At 53.1% G+C, this 18,568-nt stretch carries 17 protein-coding genes; 15 read left to right on the top strand and 2 right to left on the bottom strand.

The features are described from left to right. The first annotated feature begins 40 nt into the window (after window positions 1–40). Together ACJJI6_RS12425 and ACJJI6_RS12420 are read left to right on the top strand one after the other, a co-directional pair. Complete coding sequence (locus tag ACJJI6_RS12425; protein ID WP_108731979.1) at window positions 41–1,573, top strand: inactive transglutaminase family protein; 1,533 nt, start codon at window positions 41–43, stop codon at window positions 1,571–1,573. 8 nt (window positions 1,574–1,581) lie between these two features. After that, complete coding sequence (locus ACJJI6_RS12420) at window positions 1,582–2,577, top strand: alpha-L-glutamate ligase-like protein (RefSeq protein ID WP_444892899.1); 996 nt, start codon at window positions 1,582–1,584, stop codon at window positions 2,575–2,577. Between the two features lie 59 nt (window positions 2,578–2,636). Here the strand turns inward: ACJJI6_RS12420 and ACJJI6_RS12415 are convergent, their stop codons facing one another. Further along, a complete protein-coding gene (locus ACJJI6_RS12415) occupies window positions 2,637–3,800 on the bottom strand; it encodes an acyl-CoA desaturase (RefSeq protein WP_475710650.1) in 1,164 nt (387 codons plus the stop codon). A 470-nt stretch (window positions 3,801–4,270) separates the two neighbouring features. Here ACJJI6_RS12415 and ACJJI6_RS12410 point away from each other — a divergent pair, with 470 nt between their 5' ends. Further along, window positions 4,271–6,310: an ATP-binding protein gene (locus tag ACJJI6_RS12410; RefSeq protein ID WP_475708657.1), complete on the top strand. Its 2,040-nt coding sequence runs from the start codon at window positions 4,271–4,273 to the stop codon at window positions 6,308–6,310. A 58-nt stretch (window positions 6,311–6,368) separates the two neighbouring features. On the opposite strand, the gene ACJJI6_RS12405 is transcribed toward ACJJI6_RS12410, so the two are convergent. Beyond that, window positions 6,369–7,172, bottom strand: coding sequence for an inositol monophosphatase family protein (locus tag ACJJI6_RS12405; RefSeq protein ID WP_282934081.1), 804 nt, complete (start codon window positions 7,170–7,172; stop codon window positions 6,369–6,371). Between the two features lie 135 nt (window positions 7,173–7,307). Here ACJJI6_RS12405 and trmJ point away from each other — a divergent pair, with 135 nt between their 5' ends. From trmJ to ACJJI6_RS12345, 12 genes are all read left to right on the top strand, one after another. Then, window positions 7,308–8,099 carry a tRNA (cytosine(32)/uridine(32)-2'-O)-methyltransferase TrmJ gene (gene trmJ, locus ACJJI6_RS12400; RefSeq protein WP_475708656.1) on the top strand — a complete coding sequence of 264 codons (792 nt, stop codon included), beginning with the start codon at window positions 7,308–7,310 and terminating at the stop codon, window positions 8,097–8,099. Window positions 8,100–8,205: 106 nt separating this feature from the next. Next, window positions 8,206–8,682 (top strand): Fe-S cluster assembly transcriptional regulator IscR, encoded by a 477-nt coding sequence (gene iscR / locus ACJJI6_RS12395; RefSeq protein ID WP_282934079.1) that lies wholly within the window; start codon window positions 8,206–8,208, stop codon window positions 8,680–8,682. A 62-nt stretch (window positions 8,683–8,744) separates the two neighbouring features. Continuing rightward, the gene (locus ACJJI6_RS12390) at window positions 8,745–9,959 is read left to right on the top strand and encodes an IscS subfamily cysteine desulfurase (RefSeq protein WP_444894792.1); all 1,215 of its coding nucleotides are present in this window, start codon (window positions 8,745–8,747) and stop codon (window positions 9,957–9,959) included. A gap of 27 nt (window positions 9,960–9,986) precedes the next feature. Further along, window positions 9,987–10,409: a Fe-S cluster assembly scaffold IscU gene (gene iscU, locus ACJJI6_RS12385; RefSeq protein WP_108731985.1), complete on the top strand. Its 423-nt coding sequence runs from the start codon at window positions 9,987–9,989 to the stop codon at window positions 10,407–10,409. A 56-nt stretch (window positions 10,410–10,465) separates the two neighbouring features. After that, entirely contained in the window at window positions 10,466–10,777 is a 312-nt protein-coding gene (iscA, locus tag ACJJI6_RS12380) for an iron-sulfur cluster assembly protein IscA (RefSeq protein ID WP_444895049.1), read from the top strand. A gap of 136 nt (window positions 10,778–10,913) precedes the next feature. After that, entirely contained in the window at window positions 10,914–11,441 is a 528-nt protein-coding gene (gene hscB / locus ACJJI6_RS12375; protein ID WP_444926852.1) for a co-chaperone HscB, read from the top strand. A 63-nt stretch (window positions 11,442–11,504) separates the two neighbouring features. Next, a complete protein-coding gene (hscA, locus tag ACJJI6_RS12370; protein ID WP_444895048.1) occupies window positions 11,505–13,376 on the top strand; it encodes a Fe-S protein assembly chaperone HscA in 1,872 nt (623 codons plus the stop codon). 90 nt (window positions 13,377–13,466) lie between these two features. Next, window positions 13,467–13,805, top strand: a complete 339-nt coding sequence (fdx, locus tag ACJJI6_RS12365) for an ISC system 2Fe-2S type ferredoxin (protein ID WP_108731989.1) — start codon at window positions 13,467–13,469, stop codon at window positions 13,803–13,805. A 24-nt stretch (window positions 13,806–13,829) separates the two neighbouring features. Next, window positions 13,830–14,024 carry a Fe-S cluster assembly protein IscX gene (iscX, locus tag ACJJI6_RS12360; protein ID WP_282934076.1) on the top strand — a complete coding sequence of 65 codons (195 nt, stop codon included), beginning with the start codon at window positions 13,830–13,832 and terminating at the stop codon, window positions 14,022–14,024. Between the two features lie 281 nt (window positions 14,025–14,305). Then, entirely contained in the window at window positions 14,306–14,734 is a 429-nt protein-coding gene (ndk, locus tag ACJJI6_RS12355; protein WP_108731991.1) for a nucleoside-diphosphate kinase, read from the top strand. A 63-nt stretch (window positions 14,735–14,797) separates the two neighbouring features. Further along, window positions 14,798–15,916 (top strand): dual-specificity RNA methyltransferase RlmN, encoded by a 1,119-nt coding sequence (rlmN, locus tag ACJJI6_RS12350; RefSeq protein WP_444892905.1) that lies wholly within the window; start codon window positions 14,798–14,800, stop codon window positions 15,914–15,916. 539 nt (window positions 15,917–16,455) lie between these two features. Then, window positions 16,456–18,417: a cytochrome-c peroxidase gene (locus tag ACJJI6_RS12345; protein WP_475710649.1), complete on the top strand. Its 1,962-nt coding sequence runs from the start codon at window positions 16,456–16,458 to the stop codon at window positions 18,415–18,417. Window positions 18,418–18,568 lie beyond the last annotated feature (151 nt).

Below are 18,568 nucleotides of genomic sequence, written 5' to 3'. Positions count from 1 at the left end.
GGGTTCCTAATTGGGACCTCAGAGTTACGGGGAATGGCGAATGTCGCCGCGTGTCCAAGTTTATGTAATTGCGGCGTTACTCGCATTGGTAGGAGCAGGCCTGACCGCCTATAAAAACCTTGAGTTGGGTTTTCCGCTGTTGCCGGGTGAGTACCGCACCGTGTGGACTATCGAAGCAAAAGTGGGTTTCGATGCCGATGGCGGTCCGGTAAAGGCCGCACTGACCCTCCCGCGCGAACAGCGCAATATGGAAATACTGGGGGAGACCTTCAGTTCCTCCGGTTTTGGTTTCTATATCGCGAGAGAAGATGATGCCTATCGGGCCATTTGGTCTCGCCGGGCCGCAAGAGGCCCCCAATCTCTCTTCTATCAGCTGGATGTCTACCAGCGTCCCGGTGCTGCGCTGGCGCAGCCTCTGGATCTGAGCACTGAGATACAAAAACCCTTCCTGGGGGCCCGTGAGCAAGAAGCGGTACGCTTGGCGATTTACTCCCTGGTTGAACAGGCCCGTGAGCGCTCTTCCGATGTGGAATCTCTAACTACCCAGTTACTATTCGAACTGAATGACGATGAAAATCAGGATCGCAACCTGATCTTCCGCCATTACGCCGACCGCTCTTTTGTAGATGTCGCTTTGCTTGTACTGGCGACAGCCGATATCCCCGCCCACCGTATTCGCGGCCTCTACCTGGAGGATGATCGACGTCGACTATCTCCAGAAGATCTGCTTGAGGTCTATGATGGCAAGCGTTGGATCGTGTTTGAACCCAGCAGTGGCCAGCCTGGTGTGCCGGAAAATTTCTTTATTTGGCAGCGCGGTGGCAAGAGTCTTTTGGATCTTGAGGGCGGTCGTAACTCCCAAGTGACCTTCTCTGTGATTGCCAATGATGTCCCAGCTCGCGATGTCTCTATGCGCAGCACCAAGGATGAGAAAGATGCGCTGGTGGATTTCTCGATCTACAGTTTGCCCATTGAGCAGCAGAGTATTTTCAAGCTGATCCTGCTGGTGCCTGTGGGGGCCCTGGTGGTGGTGCTGCTGCGTGTATTTGTGGGCCTGCGCACCTCCGGTACCTTTATGCCGGTACTTCTGGCAATTGCCTTTATCGAAACCCAGCTGATTACCGGTTTAGCCATTTTTACTTTGATCCTGATCCTCGGCCTTTGGGTGAGGTTCTATCTCAGTAGGCTCAATTTGCTATTGGTGTCGAGGATCGCCGCCGTCGTGGTGACGGTGGTGATAATAATGGGGGCAATCAGTGTGGTCAGCTATAAGCTGGGCATTGAGCAGGCTCTCACAGTGACATTCTTCCCGATGATTATCCTTGCCTGGACTATCGAGCGTATGTCGATTGTGTGGGAGGAGGATGGCCCCTACGAAGTGGTGGTGCAGTCCGGGGGCAGTTTGTTAGTGGCGATACTGGCTTGGTGGGTAATGACCAACCGCTATATTGAGCATTGGACGTTCAACTTCCCCGAGTTACTGTTGGTATTGCTGGCCTTTATTCTGGTGGTGGGCAACTACACCGGATATCGACTCAGTGAGTTGATGCGTTTCCGTCCGCTGGTTCGCTAGGGGGCGTTATGCTGCAATTTTCAGTTAAGCATATCTTCAATAAAGTTCGCGGCGGAGTGGTATCTCCGCTGACCCTGCGCCGCATGGGGGTGTTGGGGATGAACGCGCGTAATATTGACTATATTGCGCGCTATAACGACCGCAAAAAATATCCCATCGTCGACGACAAGCTAAACACTAAGCGCGCGGCTAAAAAAGCGGGAATTCCTGTGCCCGAGTTGATCGAGGCATTTGAAAGCCCTGCCAGCCGCAAGCGAGTTATGGAGGTGATTGACCCTCTATGGCAGTTTGTAATCAAGCCGGCACGGGGCTCGGGTGGTAAAGGTATTCTCGTTATTGCCGGTCGCAATGGTGACAAATATAAAAAGATATCCGGTGCTGAAATTGATGCGCTGGATATCTTGCGGCACGTGAGCAATATTCACAGCGGCCTCTACAGTCTCGGTGGCAAACCCGACAGGGTGATGGTGGAGGCCCTGGTGGACTTTGACCCGGTCTTCGATCGCTACTCTGTTGAGGGTGTGCCTGATGTGCGGGTTATTGTTTTTCGCGGTTATCCGGTGATGGCCATGCTGCGCTGCTCAACCCACGCCTCAGATGGTAAAGCCAATTTGCACCAGGGCGCTGTAGGTGTTGGTATTGACCTGGCCACGGGCAAAAGTTGTCATGCGGTAATGCGCGGGTTGCGAATTGACCAGCACCCGGATACTGAAGTGCCTTTCGATGCATTGCAGGTACCAGGTTGGTACGAGTTGGTCCGCTTGGCGGCAAGCTGTTACGAAATGACTGGGCTGGGTTATTTAGGCTGTGACATTGTCCTGGATCGTGAACGTGGCCCCCTCTTATTGGAGGCTAATGCGCGCCCGGGATTGGCAATCCAAATCGCCAATGGTGTTGGCTTGCGCGAGCGCTTGGGCTTTATCGAAAAATTTGATGAAGAAATGTTCAGGAAAAATGTGGATGAACGGGTGGCATTTTCCATGCGCAAATTTGCCAGCGACTAGGAAAGTCCGCTAATAGTTTATCGATTTTATTATCTTGCAAAGCAATACTTATTGCCTGGTTAGGGGGTGGTCGCCCCTTCGATTGGTCGAATTTTTTCAATTAGAGTTTTTAGCCGCTTTCCTTGCATTTTGAGTCCATATTCAAGTTCTTGGATTTTCGTTTGGATCGAAGTGAGTTCCCACTCGCTGGGTGGCTGACCATGTTTTTCTCCATGGCGTAAAAATTGAAGGGATTTCCAGTTCTTCAATAACTTGGCGAATCCACGAGTCTCACTTTCCAGAATCTCTTGCCAGCTCTCTTTATCTTTAATCTTTTCAATTTTCTCCCTGGCTTGTTTGAAAAGCTGCTCTACCTTTACTTTTTGGATCTGAATAGGTGGCGCAATCCTTAAATTATAGGTGAGTCCAACAAGGCTCAATGATTTGATCAACCATTTGGTAGGGTCATACTGGAACCAGCGAATACCACTTCGATAATCTATCTGAAAGGTGTGGTGATAATTGTGATAACCCTCGCCAAATACAAATAGGTTGAGGAAAGCGTTATCTCTTGCGCTGATTGATCCCTTATAGGGGCGCCGGCCCCATAAATGCCCAAATGAGTTAATCATAAAAGTCGTGTGATGATTAACCACAAGGCGCAATACTCCGGCCAGCAAAACCATACCGAGAACGTCTCCAGTAATGATCCCCAAGATTATAGGTAGGCCAAGGTTCATGGCGATAATGATGGGAACATAGTTATTGTGTTGCCACATTACCAACTTGTCCCTTTGAAGATCCTTAACATTTTTGTAATCGAGATAACTGCTGGGATATTCGTGCATCATCCAGTCCATATGGGAGAACCAGAAGCCGCGCCCTGCTGAATAGGGGGCTCGATTGTTATCGTCGATAAATTGATGATGGTATCTATGGCTTGCGCACCAATTTAAAGTGGTGTTTTGCATGGCTGCCGCACTGAATAAAATAAATAAAAGTCGAATTGAGCAGTGGGCTTCGTAGCTTTTGTGTGACCACAACCTGTGATTTCCTGCTGCTATAGAAAAGCTGCAAAGTGCACCAAAAATGGCAAATGCAAGCCATTGATACCAGTGGTACCCGTAGACAAATCCATAAATCGGTACTGCGGTAAGTGCTAACAAGCCTGTGCTGGCAAATAAAATTGTGGGAATCCAAAAACGTTTTCGCTGATTGCTGGAACTTAGAGGAGTTGCATTCATAGCAGGCCCCCTTTATTGAGGATTGCCTATGACTATTTTGAGAGAGGGGTGGAAGTATTTCTTTTGGCCAGATTTTACTTTTTCTTCGTAGCTTTTCACTTGAATGCATTGTTTTGGTGCATTTTGGCTGCCTGAAGGATCGCATTGGTTCGCTATTCCACAGAAGCGCTGGAGTATGAAAGCTAAGGCCTTAAAAAACGCTGTCTTAAAAGTTGGCATAAGGGTTGCATTGGTAAATGTGCGGGGCAAAGGACCCGCATTTCGGGAGAGTTTCTTAGGGTTATGGCAAACCATTAACACTGGGTGACTTCCCGTTTTCTCTCATCATCGCTGATTACGGCCCCGCATTGCGGGGCCTTTTTTTTGCCCGCACTTTGCGCAAAGCTCATAATGCTTTAGTTTAGGGTCTCCCAAGGCGTTCCCAAATTTGACGGCCCCGGGAGAGAGGCTCTCTTTTATGGCAAGGATGCATGAGCCAGGTAATTAATGAGCTAATTTCGATAGTCGAGCCCTGTGTGTCAGAGTCACTAACCCCAAATCCGTCCAGCGCAGTGTTCCAGTTGGCAACCAGCGATGAGCTATCTTCTTTGGATGCATCTCGCCTGCCTCGTCATACCGCTTGTTTGCAAGATTTGTTTTTAGATTCAGATTGCGGGTTGTGGGAGTGGCATCCGGATTCCGGTGCCCAGCGTGCTCAGGGTGAAATTTGGCTCCTGTTTGCAGAAACTGCAGAACTCTCTTTGACTTCCCTGTGGACGGGTGATGAATTGCGTTCTGTTCACTCTGATGAGCGGGATCGAATTATCACTGTGCGGCGTCGTCTTACTAACAAAGGTGGACACTTCGATACTACTTTTCGGGCCTACGACAGTCTCGGTCAGTTGCGCTGGTTACGATTGCGGGGACGCGCAATAAACCTCGAGGATGACAGTGGATTTGTTGTGATTGGAAGTTGCGCTGACTTCACTGAAACTTTGGCCCAGCGCTACCTATCCAACCTGCCTGGCGAGCGCCCCTTACAAACACTGTCTGGAGTTGGCGATGGTTTATGGGAGTGGGATCTACGCGCAGATGAAATGGTGCTTGATGATGCCTGCTGGGGGATTCTGGGTTACGAAGTGAGCCCGATACGCAGTATCGGTATTTCAGCCGCGGAGCAGTGGAAGGCTCGAATTTTAGCGGAGGACTTCCCTCGGGTTGAGCAGTCCATGCGGGATCATGTGCGCGAGGGGTTACCGCTCGATGTGGAATTTCGCATCTGGCGTTCGGATAGCAGTGTGGTTTGGGTTCGCTGCCGCGGCAAGGCCCAATTAAATAGTCGCGGTCAGCCCGTGCGGGTGTTGGGAGTTTTACAAGACGTCAGCCGCAGCCGGGAAAGACTTTCGCAAATGGAGCGGGAGCTGGAGTTGCAGCGGGAGGAAAATGCGCATCGGGCAGATTTATTATTTAGCCTGAGCCATGAATTACGCACGCCACTTAATGCAATTTTAGGTTACAGCCAAATTGTCGAATTAGATCAGAGTCTCAACGCAGACCAGCGTCAGCGCTTATCAGAAATTCGTCGCGCGGGGCAGCATTTATTGCATTTGGTCGGCGATGTATTGGAGCTGGCCAGAATCGACAGTAGGCGTTTGGGCCCCTCGATGGAATTAATTCGTCCGGCCGATTTGGTTGCAGAATGTAAACGTTTGCTCGAGCCCCTGGCTGAAACCCGTCGCGTAAGTTTGATGTTTGAGCCTCTCGGCTGGGAGTCCGCTTATATTTGTGCGGACCCAGTGCGCTATAAGCAAGTTGTATTGAACCTGGCGGGCAACGCGGTGAAATACAATCGTGAAAATGGCCGTGTCATTATTAATTTTACGCCGCAGGCCGATGGCTGGTTGAGACTGAATATTTTGGATACCGGCAAGGGGATTGCAGCAGAGAGACGCAAAGAAGTTTTTGAGCCCTTTAATCGTCTGGGGGAGGAAAAAGGGCATATCGAGGGTACGGGTGTCGGTCTTGCAATTGCCAAGCGTCTGGCGGAGGCGATGGGGGGGCGGATCGATTTTGACAGTCAGGAAGGGCAGGGCTCAGTATTTTGGGTTGAATTCCCAATGGTCGATGCAGCGGAGTCTTTCCTGTCATTTGCAAATTCTGTTGATGCCCCGTCAACATTACCCGACTGTAGATTGCTGCTAGTGGATAACCGTCCTGAAAGTGTGGCTCGGGTGGAAAAACTTTTGCAGGGGGCGCCGCAAGTACAGCTTTCTGTGGCCGCAGATGTTGTTGAGGCCATATTTATGGCGCGTACCCAAGCACCGGATGTAGTGTTGTTTCACAATACCTTACCGGGAATGTCGGTTGGGGATTTGGTAAGTATCCTCAAGCAGGATCAAGTCACTCAAAAAACCTGTTTGGTGGTTATGGGAGGAGAGGCTTCCTCGGGGGTGACAACCGCTTTGCCGGATAACTTTGATCGACCGCAGCTTGCGCGAGTTTTGGTGGAGTGTTTGACGGGGAAGAGGTGAGCTGGGCTCTTGGAATCAGCACCCCGGCATCTTATTTGCCGGAGTGCCGTTCAGGCTTTTAGCGTATGTGCCCCATATGTTTGCCCACGATTTTCACCAGGGGCTTAAATACTTTCGGAGTGGCGCAGACCAGGTGGCCGGAGTCCAGGTAATCTTCACCACCGCGGAAATCGCTGATCAGGCCGCCGGCTTCTTTGACCAACAGGGAGCCCGCTGCGATATCCCAGGTGTTCAGGTACATTTCCCAGAAGCCGTCGAATCGCCCGGCAGCAACATAGGCAAGATCCAGCGCTGCGGCGCCAGGGCGGCGGATTCCCGCAGTTTGCCCAGCGATATCTTTTAGGGCGGCCAGGTAGGCGTCGATGTTATCCAGCGGCAGGCCGTTGAAGGGAATGCCGGTGCCAATCAGAGAGCCGCGCATGCCCTGGCGTGAAGAGACGCGGATACGGCGGCCATTCAGGGCAGCGCCGCGACCGCGACTTGCGGTAAATTCTTCGCGTTTGATGGGGTCCAGTACGACTGCGTGCTCAATGCGGCCGCGATAGCGACAGGCGATAGAAACAGCGAACTGTGGGACTCCGTGGATAAAATTGGTGGTGCCATCGAGAGGGTCGATAATCCACTCGTAATCGGGCTCAGCGCCCTCTTGCAGGCCGCTTTCTTCAGCGCGGATGCTGTGCTTGGGGTAGGCCTTGCGCAGGTGATAGATAATCTCCTGTTCGCTGGCCTTATCCACTTCAGTAACGAAATCGTTGCGCGTCTTTTCTTCGAATTTCATCAGGTCGCCGCGCTCCCAGGCCCGTTCGATCAGTTCTCCTGCCTTACGCGCCGCGCGCAGGGCAATATTTAGCATGGGTTCCATAACTATTCCGCACAAAGTGGTTAAAGGGGTTAAAAAGCAGGCCGCAGGTTAACTGCGACGGACGCGATTGTAGGGATTCCGATTGGTTTTTGCTACACTCGCGCGCCCCCATGACACCGATTTATTACTTTCAGTATGGCCAAGTCACCTTTAGACACGACTCCACTTGCCGCGCTCGACAATGTGCGCGTGGTTCTGGTTAACAGCGCACACCCCGGAAATATTGGTGGTGCGGCGCGCGCGCTCAAGAATATGGGCCTGAGTCAGCTGTACTTGGTAGCGCCTCGGGAATTTCCTGCAGCCAATGCTGTTTGGCGTGCAGCCGGGGCAGCTGAGCTGCTCGATAGCGCCGTTGTGGTGGATACCCTGGAAGAAGCCGTGGCTGATTGTGGTCTTGTTGTGGCCACCAGCGCTCGCGAGCGCCGAATCCCTTGGCCCCTGCTGACCCCGCGCCAGTGTGGAGAGCGTACCGTCGCCGAGGCCGCGTCTCATCCGGTTGCTTTGGTGTTTGGCCGCGAGGATCGAGGGCTTACCAACGAAGAGTTACAGGCCTGTAACTACCATGTGCATATTCCTGCCAACCCGGAATACAGCTCCCTTAACCTGGCGACTGCTGTTCAGGTACTTGCCTACGAAGTGCGTATGGCGGCCCTGGAAGCGGAAAAGGGTGAGCCTTTGAATTACACCGATTGGGATCGTCCACCGGCCAAGGCCAGCGATATGGAGCTGTATTTCGATCACCTGCAACAGGCGCTGGGCGAGCTGGGCTTTATTGACCCGGATAACCCCCGTCAGACAATGACCCGCCTGCGCCGACTGTATAGTCGGGTGCGCCCCGATGATATGGAGCTGGGTATCCTGCGCGGTATGTTGACCTCAATCCAGAATTACATTCATCGCTCTGGTGGTAAGGGGCGACCCGACTAGTTGAGTACCCGAGTGTCCCGCTGGGTTATATACTTGACTACAGTAGTGGGTTATTCCATACTCGCGCCCCGATCGGAAAAGGGCTGTACATCAGTTGGGAGCTGATATGCGTTTGACAACCAAAGGCCGCTACGCGGTGACTGCCATGCTGGACCTGGCGTTGCACGCTGATCGCGGACCGATCAGTCTGGCAGACATATCCAAGCGCCAGGGTATATCGCTGTCCTACCTGGAGCAGCTGTTCTCCCGGTTGCGGCATTCTGGGCTGGTGTCCAGTGTGCGCGGGCCCGGCGGTGGCTATCGCCTGGCGCGGGATGGTGAAGAGATTTTTGTGGCGCAGATCATTGATGCGGTCAATGAGTCTGTAGATGCCACCAGCTGCGGCGGCAATGCGGATTGCGCCAATGGCGAACAGTGCCTGACCCACTACCTCTGGTCAGACTTGAGTGATCAGATTCATAGCTTCCTCAGCAGTATCAGCTTGGCCAACCTGGTTTCCCGAGCTGAGGTGCAGGAAGTTGCGCGTCGGCAAGATATGCGCGAGGCGCCGGAAGAGAGGGTCGCTGTACTCGGCGGCCTGTGATTGGGGCCCAAACGGGCCAGCAGACAGATATTAGAGATTTACTAAGCGGAAACGGTATGACTATGAAGCTTCCCATCTATCTGGACTATTCGGCTACCTGTCCGGTTGACCCACGCGTCGCCAAGAAAATGGCAGAGCAGCTGACGATGGAAGGCAATTTCGGCAATCCGGCCTCCCGCTCCCACCTGTTTGGTTGGAAAGCGGAAGAAGCTGTGGAGAATGCCCGACGCCAGGTGGCGGAGCTGATCAACGCCGATCCGCGCGAAATTGTCTGGACCAGCGGTGCCACCGAGTCCGACAACCTGGGTATCAAGGGTGCGGCCCACTTCTACCAGAGTCGCGGCAAGCACATTATTACCTCCAAAATTGAGCACAAAGCGGTTTTGGATACCTGCCGCCAGCTGGAGCGGGAAGGTTTTGAAGTGACCTACCTGAATCCCCGTGAAGACGGCATCGTCTATCCGGAGCAGGTTGAGGAAGCCATGCGTGAGGACACCACTGTGGTGAGCCTGATGCACGTCAACAACGAGATTGGGGTGATCAACGATATCGCTGCAATCGGCGAACTGTGTCGCTCGCGCAAAGTTATTTTCCATGTGGACGCGGCCCAGAGCGCCGGCAAGTTGCCGATCGACCTTCAGGAAATGAAAGTTGACCTGATGTCCTTCTCCGGCCACAAAATTTACGGCCCCAAAGGTATCGGTGCCCTTTACGTACGCCGCAAGCCCCGCGTCCGTCTGGAAGCCCAGATGCACGGTGGCGGCCACGAGCGCGGCATGCGCTCCGGTACCTTGCCGACTCACCAGATTGTCGGTATGGGCGAAGCCTTTGGTATTGCCAAAGAAGAAATGGCTCAGGAAGCCGAGCGTCTGCGCTCTCTGCGCGACCGTTTCTGGGATCAGATCAAGGATATGGAAGAGGTCCATATCAACGGTTCCGCCGAGAAGAGAATTCCGGGCAACCTGAACGTGAGCTTTGCGTTTGTAGAAGGTGAGAGCCTGATCATGTCGCTGCGCGACCTGGCGATCTCCTCCGGTTCCGCCTGTACCTCTGCGAGCCTGGAGCCCAGCTACGTACTGCGAGCCCTGGGTGTTAACGACGAACTGGCGCACAGCTCACTGCGCTTCAGCTTTGGTCGTTTTACCAGCGAGAGTGATGTCGATACCGCTGCCGCAGAAGTGCGCAAGGCAGTGGAGAAACTACGTGAATTGTCACCGCTTTGGGATATGTACAAAGACGGCGTAGACCTGAACAAGATTGAATGGGCCGCTCACTAAGCGCGCGCAAGAGTTAGGAGAAAAGTCATGGCCTATAGCGATAAAGTAATTGACCACTACGAGCACCCCCGCAATGTTGGACGTATGGACGACAAGGCGGACAATGTAGGCACCGGTATGGTGGGCGCGCCCGCCTGTGGTGACGTGATGCGCCTACAGATTCAGGTAAGCGACGAGGGCGTTATCGAAGACGCCAAGTTTAAGACCTACGGCTGTGGTTCCGCCATTGCCTCCAGCTCCCTCCTGACCGAGTGGGTGAAAGGCAAGACGATCGACGAAGCGGAGCAGATCAAGAACACTGCCATTGCAGAGGAGCTGGCGCTGCCGCCGGTAAAAATCCACTGCTCGGTTCTCGCTGAAGATGCGATCAAGGCTGCGGTTCGCGATATCCGTGAAAAGCGCGGTGAGTCTGATGACGCTGTAGAAGCCAAGGAATCTGCGGCGGGTTAACTTTTCGTCCAAATGTAGCGTCTAAACATAGCGAAGGTGTTGTTTTGGCTATTAGTATGACCGAGGCCGCTGAGGCCCACATTCAAAGTCAATTGGCCAAGCGAGGCAAGGGAATCGGCATTCGTGTCGGTGTCAAAACGGCCGGCTGTTCCGGTCTCGCCTATGTGCTGGAATTTGTCGATTCGTTCGAAGCCGAAGATACGGTATTTGAGCAAAACGGCGTCAAGTTGGTGGTGGACCCCAAGAGTCTGGTTTACCTCGACGGCACCCAGCTGGATTTCGTCAAGGAAGGCCTGAATGAAGGCTTCACCTTCTCGAATCCCAATGTAAAAAATGAGTGTGGCTGCGGCGAGAGTTTCCACGTCTGATTCGCTCTCGCCCCACAAGGCCGGGTGCGCTGCGCATACCGGCCTTTTTATTGGCTCCTCGGACAGTTGGGGGCCGTGCAGCAGTAAGCGGCAACTTCAGCCGCGTCCCAGGCTGTGCCCCAGTAGGTATATTCAGATGGCAACCAACCTGAACCATTTCGAAGTTTTTGGTCTGCAACCCGCGTTCGCGGTCGATCGCAGTGCCCTGGCGACCCGCTACCGGGAGTTACAGCGGGAATTCCACCCGGATAAATACGCTTCCCATTCCGAGGGCGAACAATTGTTGGCCATCAAAATGGCGGCTCAGATCAATGAGGCGCACACCGTTTTGCGCGACCCGGTACAGCGCGCCGCCTACCTACTCAAGTTGGCCGGGGTAGATGTGCCACCTGAGCAGACCACCAAAGATACTGAATTTCTGATGCAGCAGATGATGTTGCGCGAGCGCCTGGAAGAAGTGCGCGAGCAGCCCGATCCGGCAGCTGCGCTGGATGAGCTCAGTGCTGAGGTGCGGGGGCTGATCTCCAGTGAGGAACAGCGCTTTGCCGAAACTTATGACGGGGGCGATCTGGGCGCAGCAGAGGGCTCGCTGCGCAAGCTTCAGTTCCTGGCCAAGCTTGAGAAGCAAATTGACGAGCTGGAAGAAGACCTTTTCAACGACTAGTTGCGAGAGCACTGACTGAGAGGGCCAGACGGTACCGCGCCCCGCTTAAAGAAGAGATAACTAATGGCATTACTGCAGATTTCTGAACCGGGCCAGAGCCCAGCTCCCCACCAGCGCAAGCACGCAGTGGGTATCGATTTGGGGACCACTAACTCACTGGTAGCGACCGTGCGCAGTGGATCGGCAGAGGCCATTGCCGATGAGCAGGGTGAAGTGATCCTGCCGTCAGCGGTGCACTACGGAGCCGAGGCGATTACCGTGGGCGCTGAAGCCCGCGCGTGCGCTGCAGAAGATCCCTACAACACCATGATTTCTATCAAGCGCCTGATGGGGCGAGGTGTTGCAGATATCAAAAGTTTTGGTGAGCAGTTGCCCTATCGCCTGGCTGAGAGCAGCGGCGGTATGCCGTCGATTGAAACTGCAGCCGGACCGGTAAATCCGGTGCAGGTATCGGCAGAAATCCTGAAAAAACTGGCCGCGCGCGGCCGCGAAGCGCTCTATGGCAAAGCGGGCGGTGAGCTGGATGGTGCGGTGATCACTGTGCCGGCCTACTTCGATGATGCCCAGCGCCAAGCGACCAAAGACGCCGCCCAACTGGCGGGCCTGAAAGTCCTGCGCCTGCTCAACGAGCCCACAGCAGCGGCGGTCGCCTACGGCCTTGATAAAGGTGAAGAGGGTGTGATCGCGGTCTATGACCTCGGTGGCGGCACCTTCGATATCTCTATTCTGCGCCTGTCTCGGGGTGTGTTTGAAGTCATGTCTACCGGCGGCGATACCGCTCTCGGTGGCGACGATTTCGATCGCACTATCGCTTCCTGGATCGCCGAGCAAGTGGGATTGGGTACTGATCTCGACGCCGCGACCCAGCGAGTCCTGTTAGACAGCGCCTGTGCTGCGAAAGAATCCCTGTCCAGTGTCGAGCAGGTGGAAGTGCAATACGGCGATTGGTCAGGCGTGCTCGATCGCGACACCATGGCTTCACTGCTGGACCCCCTGATCGACAAAACCCTACGCGCCTGTAAGCGCGCCCTGCGCGATGCCGGTATCAGTGCCGATGAGGTGCAGGAAGTAGTTTTGGTGGGTGGCTCCACTCGTACTTTGCGCGTGCGGGAGCGGGTTGAGGGTTATTTTGGTCGTCCCCCCCATGCGGAAATTGACCCCGACCAAGTGGTAGCAATCGGCGCCGCGATTCAGGCGGATGTACTGGTGGGCAATAAGTCCAGCGAAGAACTGCTGCTGTTGGATGTTATTCCGCTTTCCCTCGGGATTGAAACCATGGGTGGCCTCGCGGAAAAACTGATTGATCGCAACACGACCATCCCCGTCTCCAAAGCCCAGGAGTTCACCACTTTTAAAGATGGCCAGACTGCCATGGCAATCCATGTCGTGCAGGGCGAGCGGGAGCTGGTGAGTGACTGTCGCTCACTGGCGCGCTTTGAATTGCGCGGCATACCGCCGATGGTGGCCGGTGCCGCCCATATCCGTGTGACTTTCCAGGTGGATGCTGACGGTCTTTTATCAGTGACAGCCATGGAAAAAAGCAGTGGTGTCAGTGCCGATATTACGGTTAAACCGTCTTATGGGTTGGAGGACAAGGATATTGCGCGAATGCTGCAGGAATCCTACACCCACGCCGCTGAGGATATCGCCCTGCGCGCCCTGCGCGAGGCTCAGGTGGAAGCGGAGAGAACCCTGGAAAGCATGTTGGTGGCCCTGCGTGAGAACGGTGCCCAGCTGCTGGACGAAGGTGAGTTAAATGAGCTTGAGCACGCGATGGAGGCTTTGCGCCTGGCCCATAACGGCGGCGACGCAGAGGAAATTCGTCGACGTATCGAAGCCTTGAATAAGTTGTCCGAGCCTTTTGCTGCCAAGCGTATGGATGCCTCCATTAAGCGCGCTATGCAGGGCCACAGCTTGGATGAATTTGATAAATAACCATGATCAGGCGCAGACTCTGCGCTGCCGGCGGCCGGGGAGTCGTTACTTTCTCCCCGTCGGATTGAGACCACAGAGGTTCAGTACCCCATGCCGAAGATAGTATTTTTACCCCATCCGGAAATGTGCCCTGAGGGCAAAGTGGTGGAAGCGGAGAGCGGTGTCAGCGTGATCGACGCGGCCCTGGCCAACGATATTGAAATTGAGCACGCCTGTGAAAAAGCCTGTGCTTGTACCACTTGCCACGTCATTGTGCGCGAGGGCTTCGATTCCCTGGAAGAGCCGGACGAGCTTGAAGAGGACCTGCTGGATAAAGCCTGGGGCCTGGAGCCGGAGTCTCGCCTGTCCTGTCAGGCGATTGTGGAGGATGAAGACCTGGTGGTCGAGATTCCCAAGTACACCATCAACCAGGTGTCGGAAAAGCACTGACCTGCACGCTGAGGAAGCCGAATCATGAAGTGGACTGATATTCACGATATTGCCATAGAGTTGAGCGAAGCTCACGAGGATGTGGACCCTCTGACGGTCAACTTTGTCGACCTGCGCAACTGGGTGATGGCGCTGCCCGGATTTGATGACGATCCTGATCGCTGCGGAGAGAAAATCCTCGAAGCGATCCAGGCTGCCTGGATCGAAGAGCAGGAGTGACCGGCCTTCGGGGGCAGTATTGGCAAGAGAGTACAAAAGTCGATCAATACCCCGTATAATCCGCCGGCCGCGAAATGCGGTGATCAAAAATTGAGTACCCCCGGTGGGTATGAAAGGAATATCAGGGAAGAGCAACTGAGTAGGTTGCTCTTTCTTTATGTAGGGAGCCTCTGAACAATCCCGCAACACCTCTGCGAGCCGTGAAGGCCCGCCCTGTGGGGCTTACAGAGTTGTTTGGAGGCTCCTAAGTTAAGTTACAAAAAATCAATTTGGAGATAACCATGGCCCTGGAGCGTACCCTTTCTATCATCAAGCCGGACGCAGTAGCCAAGAATGTAATCGGTGAAATCGAGAGCCGTTTTGAGAAAGCTGGCCTGAGCATTGTTGCCATGAAGATGGTTCAACTGTCCCGCGAAAAAGCTGAAGGTTTCTACGCTGAGCACAAAGAGCGTCCTTTCTTCAAAGACCTGGTTGACTTCATGACTTCCGGTCCAGTTGTTGTACAGGTTCTGGAAGGCGAGAACGCTATCCTGGCAAACCGCGACCTGATGGGTGCTACCAACCCTAAAGAAGCTGCTGCTGGCACCATCCGCGCTGACTTCGCTGACAGCATCGACGCCAACGCTGTACACGGTTCCGACTCCGCAGAGTCCGCTGCTCGCGAAGTAAGCTACTTCTTCGCCGACGACGAAATCTGCGCGCGCGCTTAATCCGCGCCACAAATCGCACCGGTCTGTCCGGATCGGTGCAATTCTTCCCCCGAGGTGAAATGAATGACCACAGAGAAAACCAACCTGCTCGGCCTTTCGGTAGAAAAGCTGGCCGCCTTTTTTGAATCATTGGGCGAGAAGCGCTTCCGCGCTGTTCAGGTTTTAAAGTGGATTCACCAGAACGGGGTTGATGATTTTGCTGAGATGACCAATGTCAGCAAGGCCCTGCGTCAAAAGCTGGCGGAAGTGGCCGAAGTCCGTGCCCCAGAAGTATTGAATCAGTGGGATTCCGCCGATGGCACACGGAAATGGTTAATTAAAGTCTCCGGTGGCAATGCTATCGAGACTGTCTATATCCCCGATGGCGATCGCGGCACCTTGTGTGTCTCCTCCCAGGTGGGCTGTTCCCTGGATTGCAGCTTTTGTGCAACTGGCAAGCAGGGCTTTAACCGCGATTTAACGGCGGCAGAAATTATCGGGCAGGTCTGGATTGCCTGTAAATCTTTCGGTCAATTGGACCCGAAAGGACCGCGTAAGGTTACCAACGTGGTGATGATGGGCATGGGTGAGCCGCTGCTCAATTTCGACAATGTGGTCGATTCCATGAACCTGATGATGGAAGACAACGCCTACGGTATTTCCAAGCGCCGTGTCACACTGTCGACCTCCGGTGTAGTGCCCGCACTGGACCGCCTCGCTGATGTTACCGATGTGAGCCTGGCGATTTCCCTACATGCGCCCAACGATGAATTGCGCAACGAGTTGGTGCCGATCAATAAAAAATACCCTATTGCGGTGCTACTGGATTCCGCCAAGCGCTACATCGATCGCATGCCGGATACGCACCGTAAAATGACTATTGAATACACGCTGATGCGCGAGGTTAACGACCGCCCGGAGCACGCTGAGCAATTGGCAGAGCTGCTTAAAGAGATTCCGGTGAAAATTAACCTGATTCCCTTTAACCCGTTTGAGTTGTCCGACTACCAGCGAGTGAGTAATAACGCACTGCGTCGCTTCCAGCAGATTTTGCTCGATAAAGGTTATACAGTAACTGTGCGCACTACACGCGGCGATGATATTGATGCGGCCTGTGGTCAGTTGGCGGGCAGTGTTAACGACCGCACCCGCCGCTCCGAGCGCTACCGCAATGCAGAGCGCCCCGTTCGTATTGTTAACTAGTCGCTGGTAATTTTTTGTATAGGTTGCCAAATTGTTGGCAGCCTATTGGCTTCGATTTTCCCCTTCTCAAAAAAACTCTGTTCAGCCTAAAAGTTCCTTTCTATTCTATTTTTCGTGTCAACGAAATTGCTTTATCTAACGTTTAACGCTCGAGGAAAATTTACCCGGGAAGGGAGCGTTGGATATATGCATGAGATTAGGTCAAAACGATCATATTTTTTTAATTTGCATTTTGCTTGCAACATTTTGACTTTGAATGAAATAGCTGGCCATTGGAGAGAGGTCTTCACTAGACCGTCTGGCACTGGATCTTTGCAGTAGCTACACCCGTATCTCCAACATCCATCAAAACATTATGACGCTATAGCGTGCTATCCAGTCATTTTCATTTGGCCTGGAGCTGTTACAGCGTGCTTAGGTTCAGGAAAAACAAAGTGTAGAAATGCTTGCACAGCTGTGTTGAGAGTTGAAGTGCATGGAGTTCTCTGAGTTGCCTGGCTTAGGAAAAGAAAAGTTATCGACGGGACTGTTCGAACATTATGAACGCGGAAAAAAACCAATTAACCCAATTGCTTGTAGCGCTGAATAAGCTGCTGTTCATTTCTTTATTTCTATTTATGGTGGGCTGTGGGGGAGGTGGTTCCTCTAGCGGTGAGGATGATTCACCGACAGAAACTACTGAAAATGATAGCGGCTCTGGGGATAGCTCTGGCTCAGACGATGGTGACGATTCGGACGGTGATACTGATGGTGGTTCGGATGGTGGTTCGGATGGTGATACTGGGTCAGATGATGAATCCGATTCAGAGCAGGGGATCTTGGTTGCTGAACTGATTGCAAATCCCTTCTCCGGCACCAGCATAGGGCTCTCCTGGGAGGACTCTGAAGAGACCTACAGCATCTATCGCGATGGCGAATTGATCGCAGAAACTACAGATAACCATTACGTGGATGAAGGCCTCTCAGTTAATACTGAATATAGTTATTGGGTCGGTGTGGGGAGTATTGATAGTGATACTAATAGTGTTACTGCAAAAACACTGGTTAATAACACGAATGATGGCCTGAGCAATGGTACTGAAGCAGAGGCCATTGAAAAGCGCATTGTTGATTTTGATGAATGTCAAAATGAGCGCTCAGCCGTAGATGTTGACGATAGTAGTCTCGACAGTTGCTTGCAGGCTGTGCTGGATGAAGTGGGAATGGCAGAGCAATTGGAGGATATGCGCGCTTTTGCTGCTCGAGTTAGAAGTGAGCAAGACCCGGAGATGGTTGAGTTGGGTATGCGGTTATTCCACAGTAAAAGTCTTAGTGCTAACGGTGATACCGCCTGCTCTTCTTGCCACCACCCGACAATAGGCTGCGCTGGTGATGATCTTTCCATGTCTGTTGGGGTTAATGCCGTTGATCCCGATTTGCTTGGCCCAGGGCGTTCCGATGGTGAAAACGAAGTGCCGTTGGTTGCACGCAATGCCCAGCCTATTTGTAATGTGGCGCTCTGGGATAATGGATTATTCTGGGACAACCGCGTTCTTTTCACGAGCGACGGTGGCCTTAAAACAGACTCCAGGGATGTAACCAATAATACTGAAGCGGCGGTTGGTACCGATACTTTGGCACTTATGATGGCCCAAGCCCATTTTCCGGTGACAGATGCTGCTGAGATGGGGGATATTTCTGAATTTGGCTACGACGAAAGTAGCGACGATGACCTTACTGACTACCGTGAGGAATATCTTATACCAAAGCTCAATGAGGAGTCCTGGGGCCCCTTATTTGCTGCCGCTTATGGAGACAACAGTATTGACTACAGTAGGGTCGCACAGGCGATTGCTGCCTATGAAGCGGTATATATTTTTATTGATAATCCCTTCTTTGACTATATCGACGGTGACCTGACAGCGCTGGATGACGATGCGAAGCGGGGAGCAATTACTTATTTTACGCCAGGCTCTGGTTGTACTGCTTGCCATACGGGCGCCTTCTTTACTAACCAGGGTTTGAGGGTCGTTAACTATCCTCAAATTGGTGTCGGAAAAGAGGATGATGGCGCTGATTGGGGAGGGGCAGTACTCGGTGGCTTTCGTGTTCCAACACTGCTCAATGCAGGCATTACTGGTCCCTGGGGGCACGCCGGGCAGTTTGGCTCCTTAGAAAGAAATATTGAGCACTATGCCGGGCAAGCGGATTCGGTATCCCGGTATTTCGCAGATAGTGAAATGTGCGACCTGGATCAGTTTGCTGAGCTAGAAGACTGCGCAGCGAAAGTTGCGCCCAATGGTCTGGAGTTGACCGAGGCAATTCTGGAGATAGATGGTGATGCAGCACTTCCGATAGACGACGATGAAGTGAAGCTGTTAGCGGCATTTCTTGAGGCGCTCACTGACCCGGATGCAGAGAATGTAAATTCAAATGCAACCCAATCCCTGATTCCTCCCCGTGACGGCGGACCCGATGGAATGCAGCTGGATGCCTGGGATCAGGACGGCAACGCACTATAATATTCCTGCATTTTATTTGAGCATCTCACTAATATTGACTTACTGGTGAGATGCCAACTCTTCATTAGCGACCTTTATTCGCATTCATCATTCAGGCAACCACCTTATGCCTTAAAATTCACGACAGTTTCACTCTTACTTTGCTTCCAGA

The sequence above is a fragment of the Microbulbifer maximicatervae (SeqCode) genome (genome assembly GCF_056232625.1).
The sequence above is the reverse complement of the archived record's forward strand: the minus strand, read 5'-3'. Positions and strand labels throughout refer to the sequence as shown.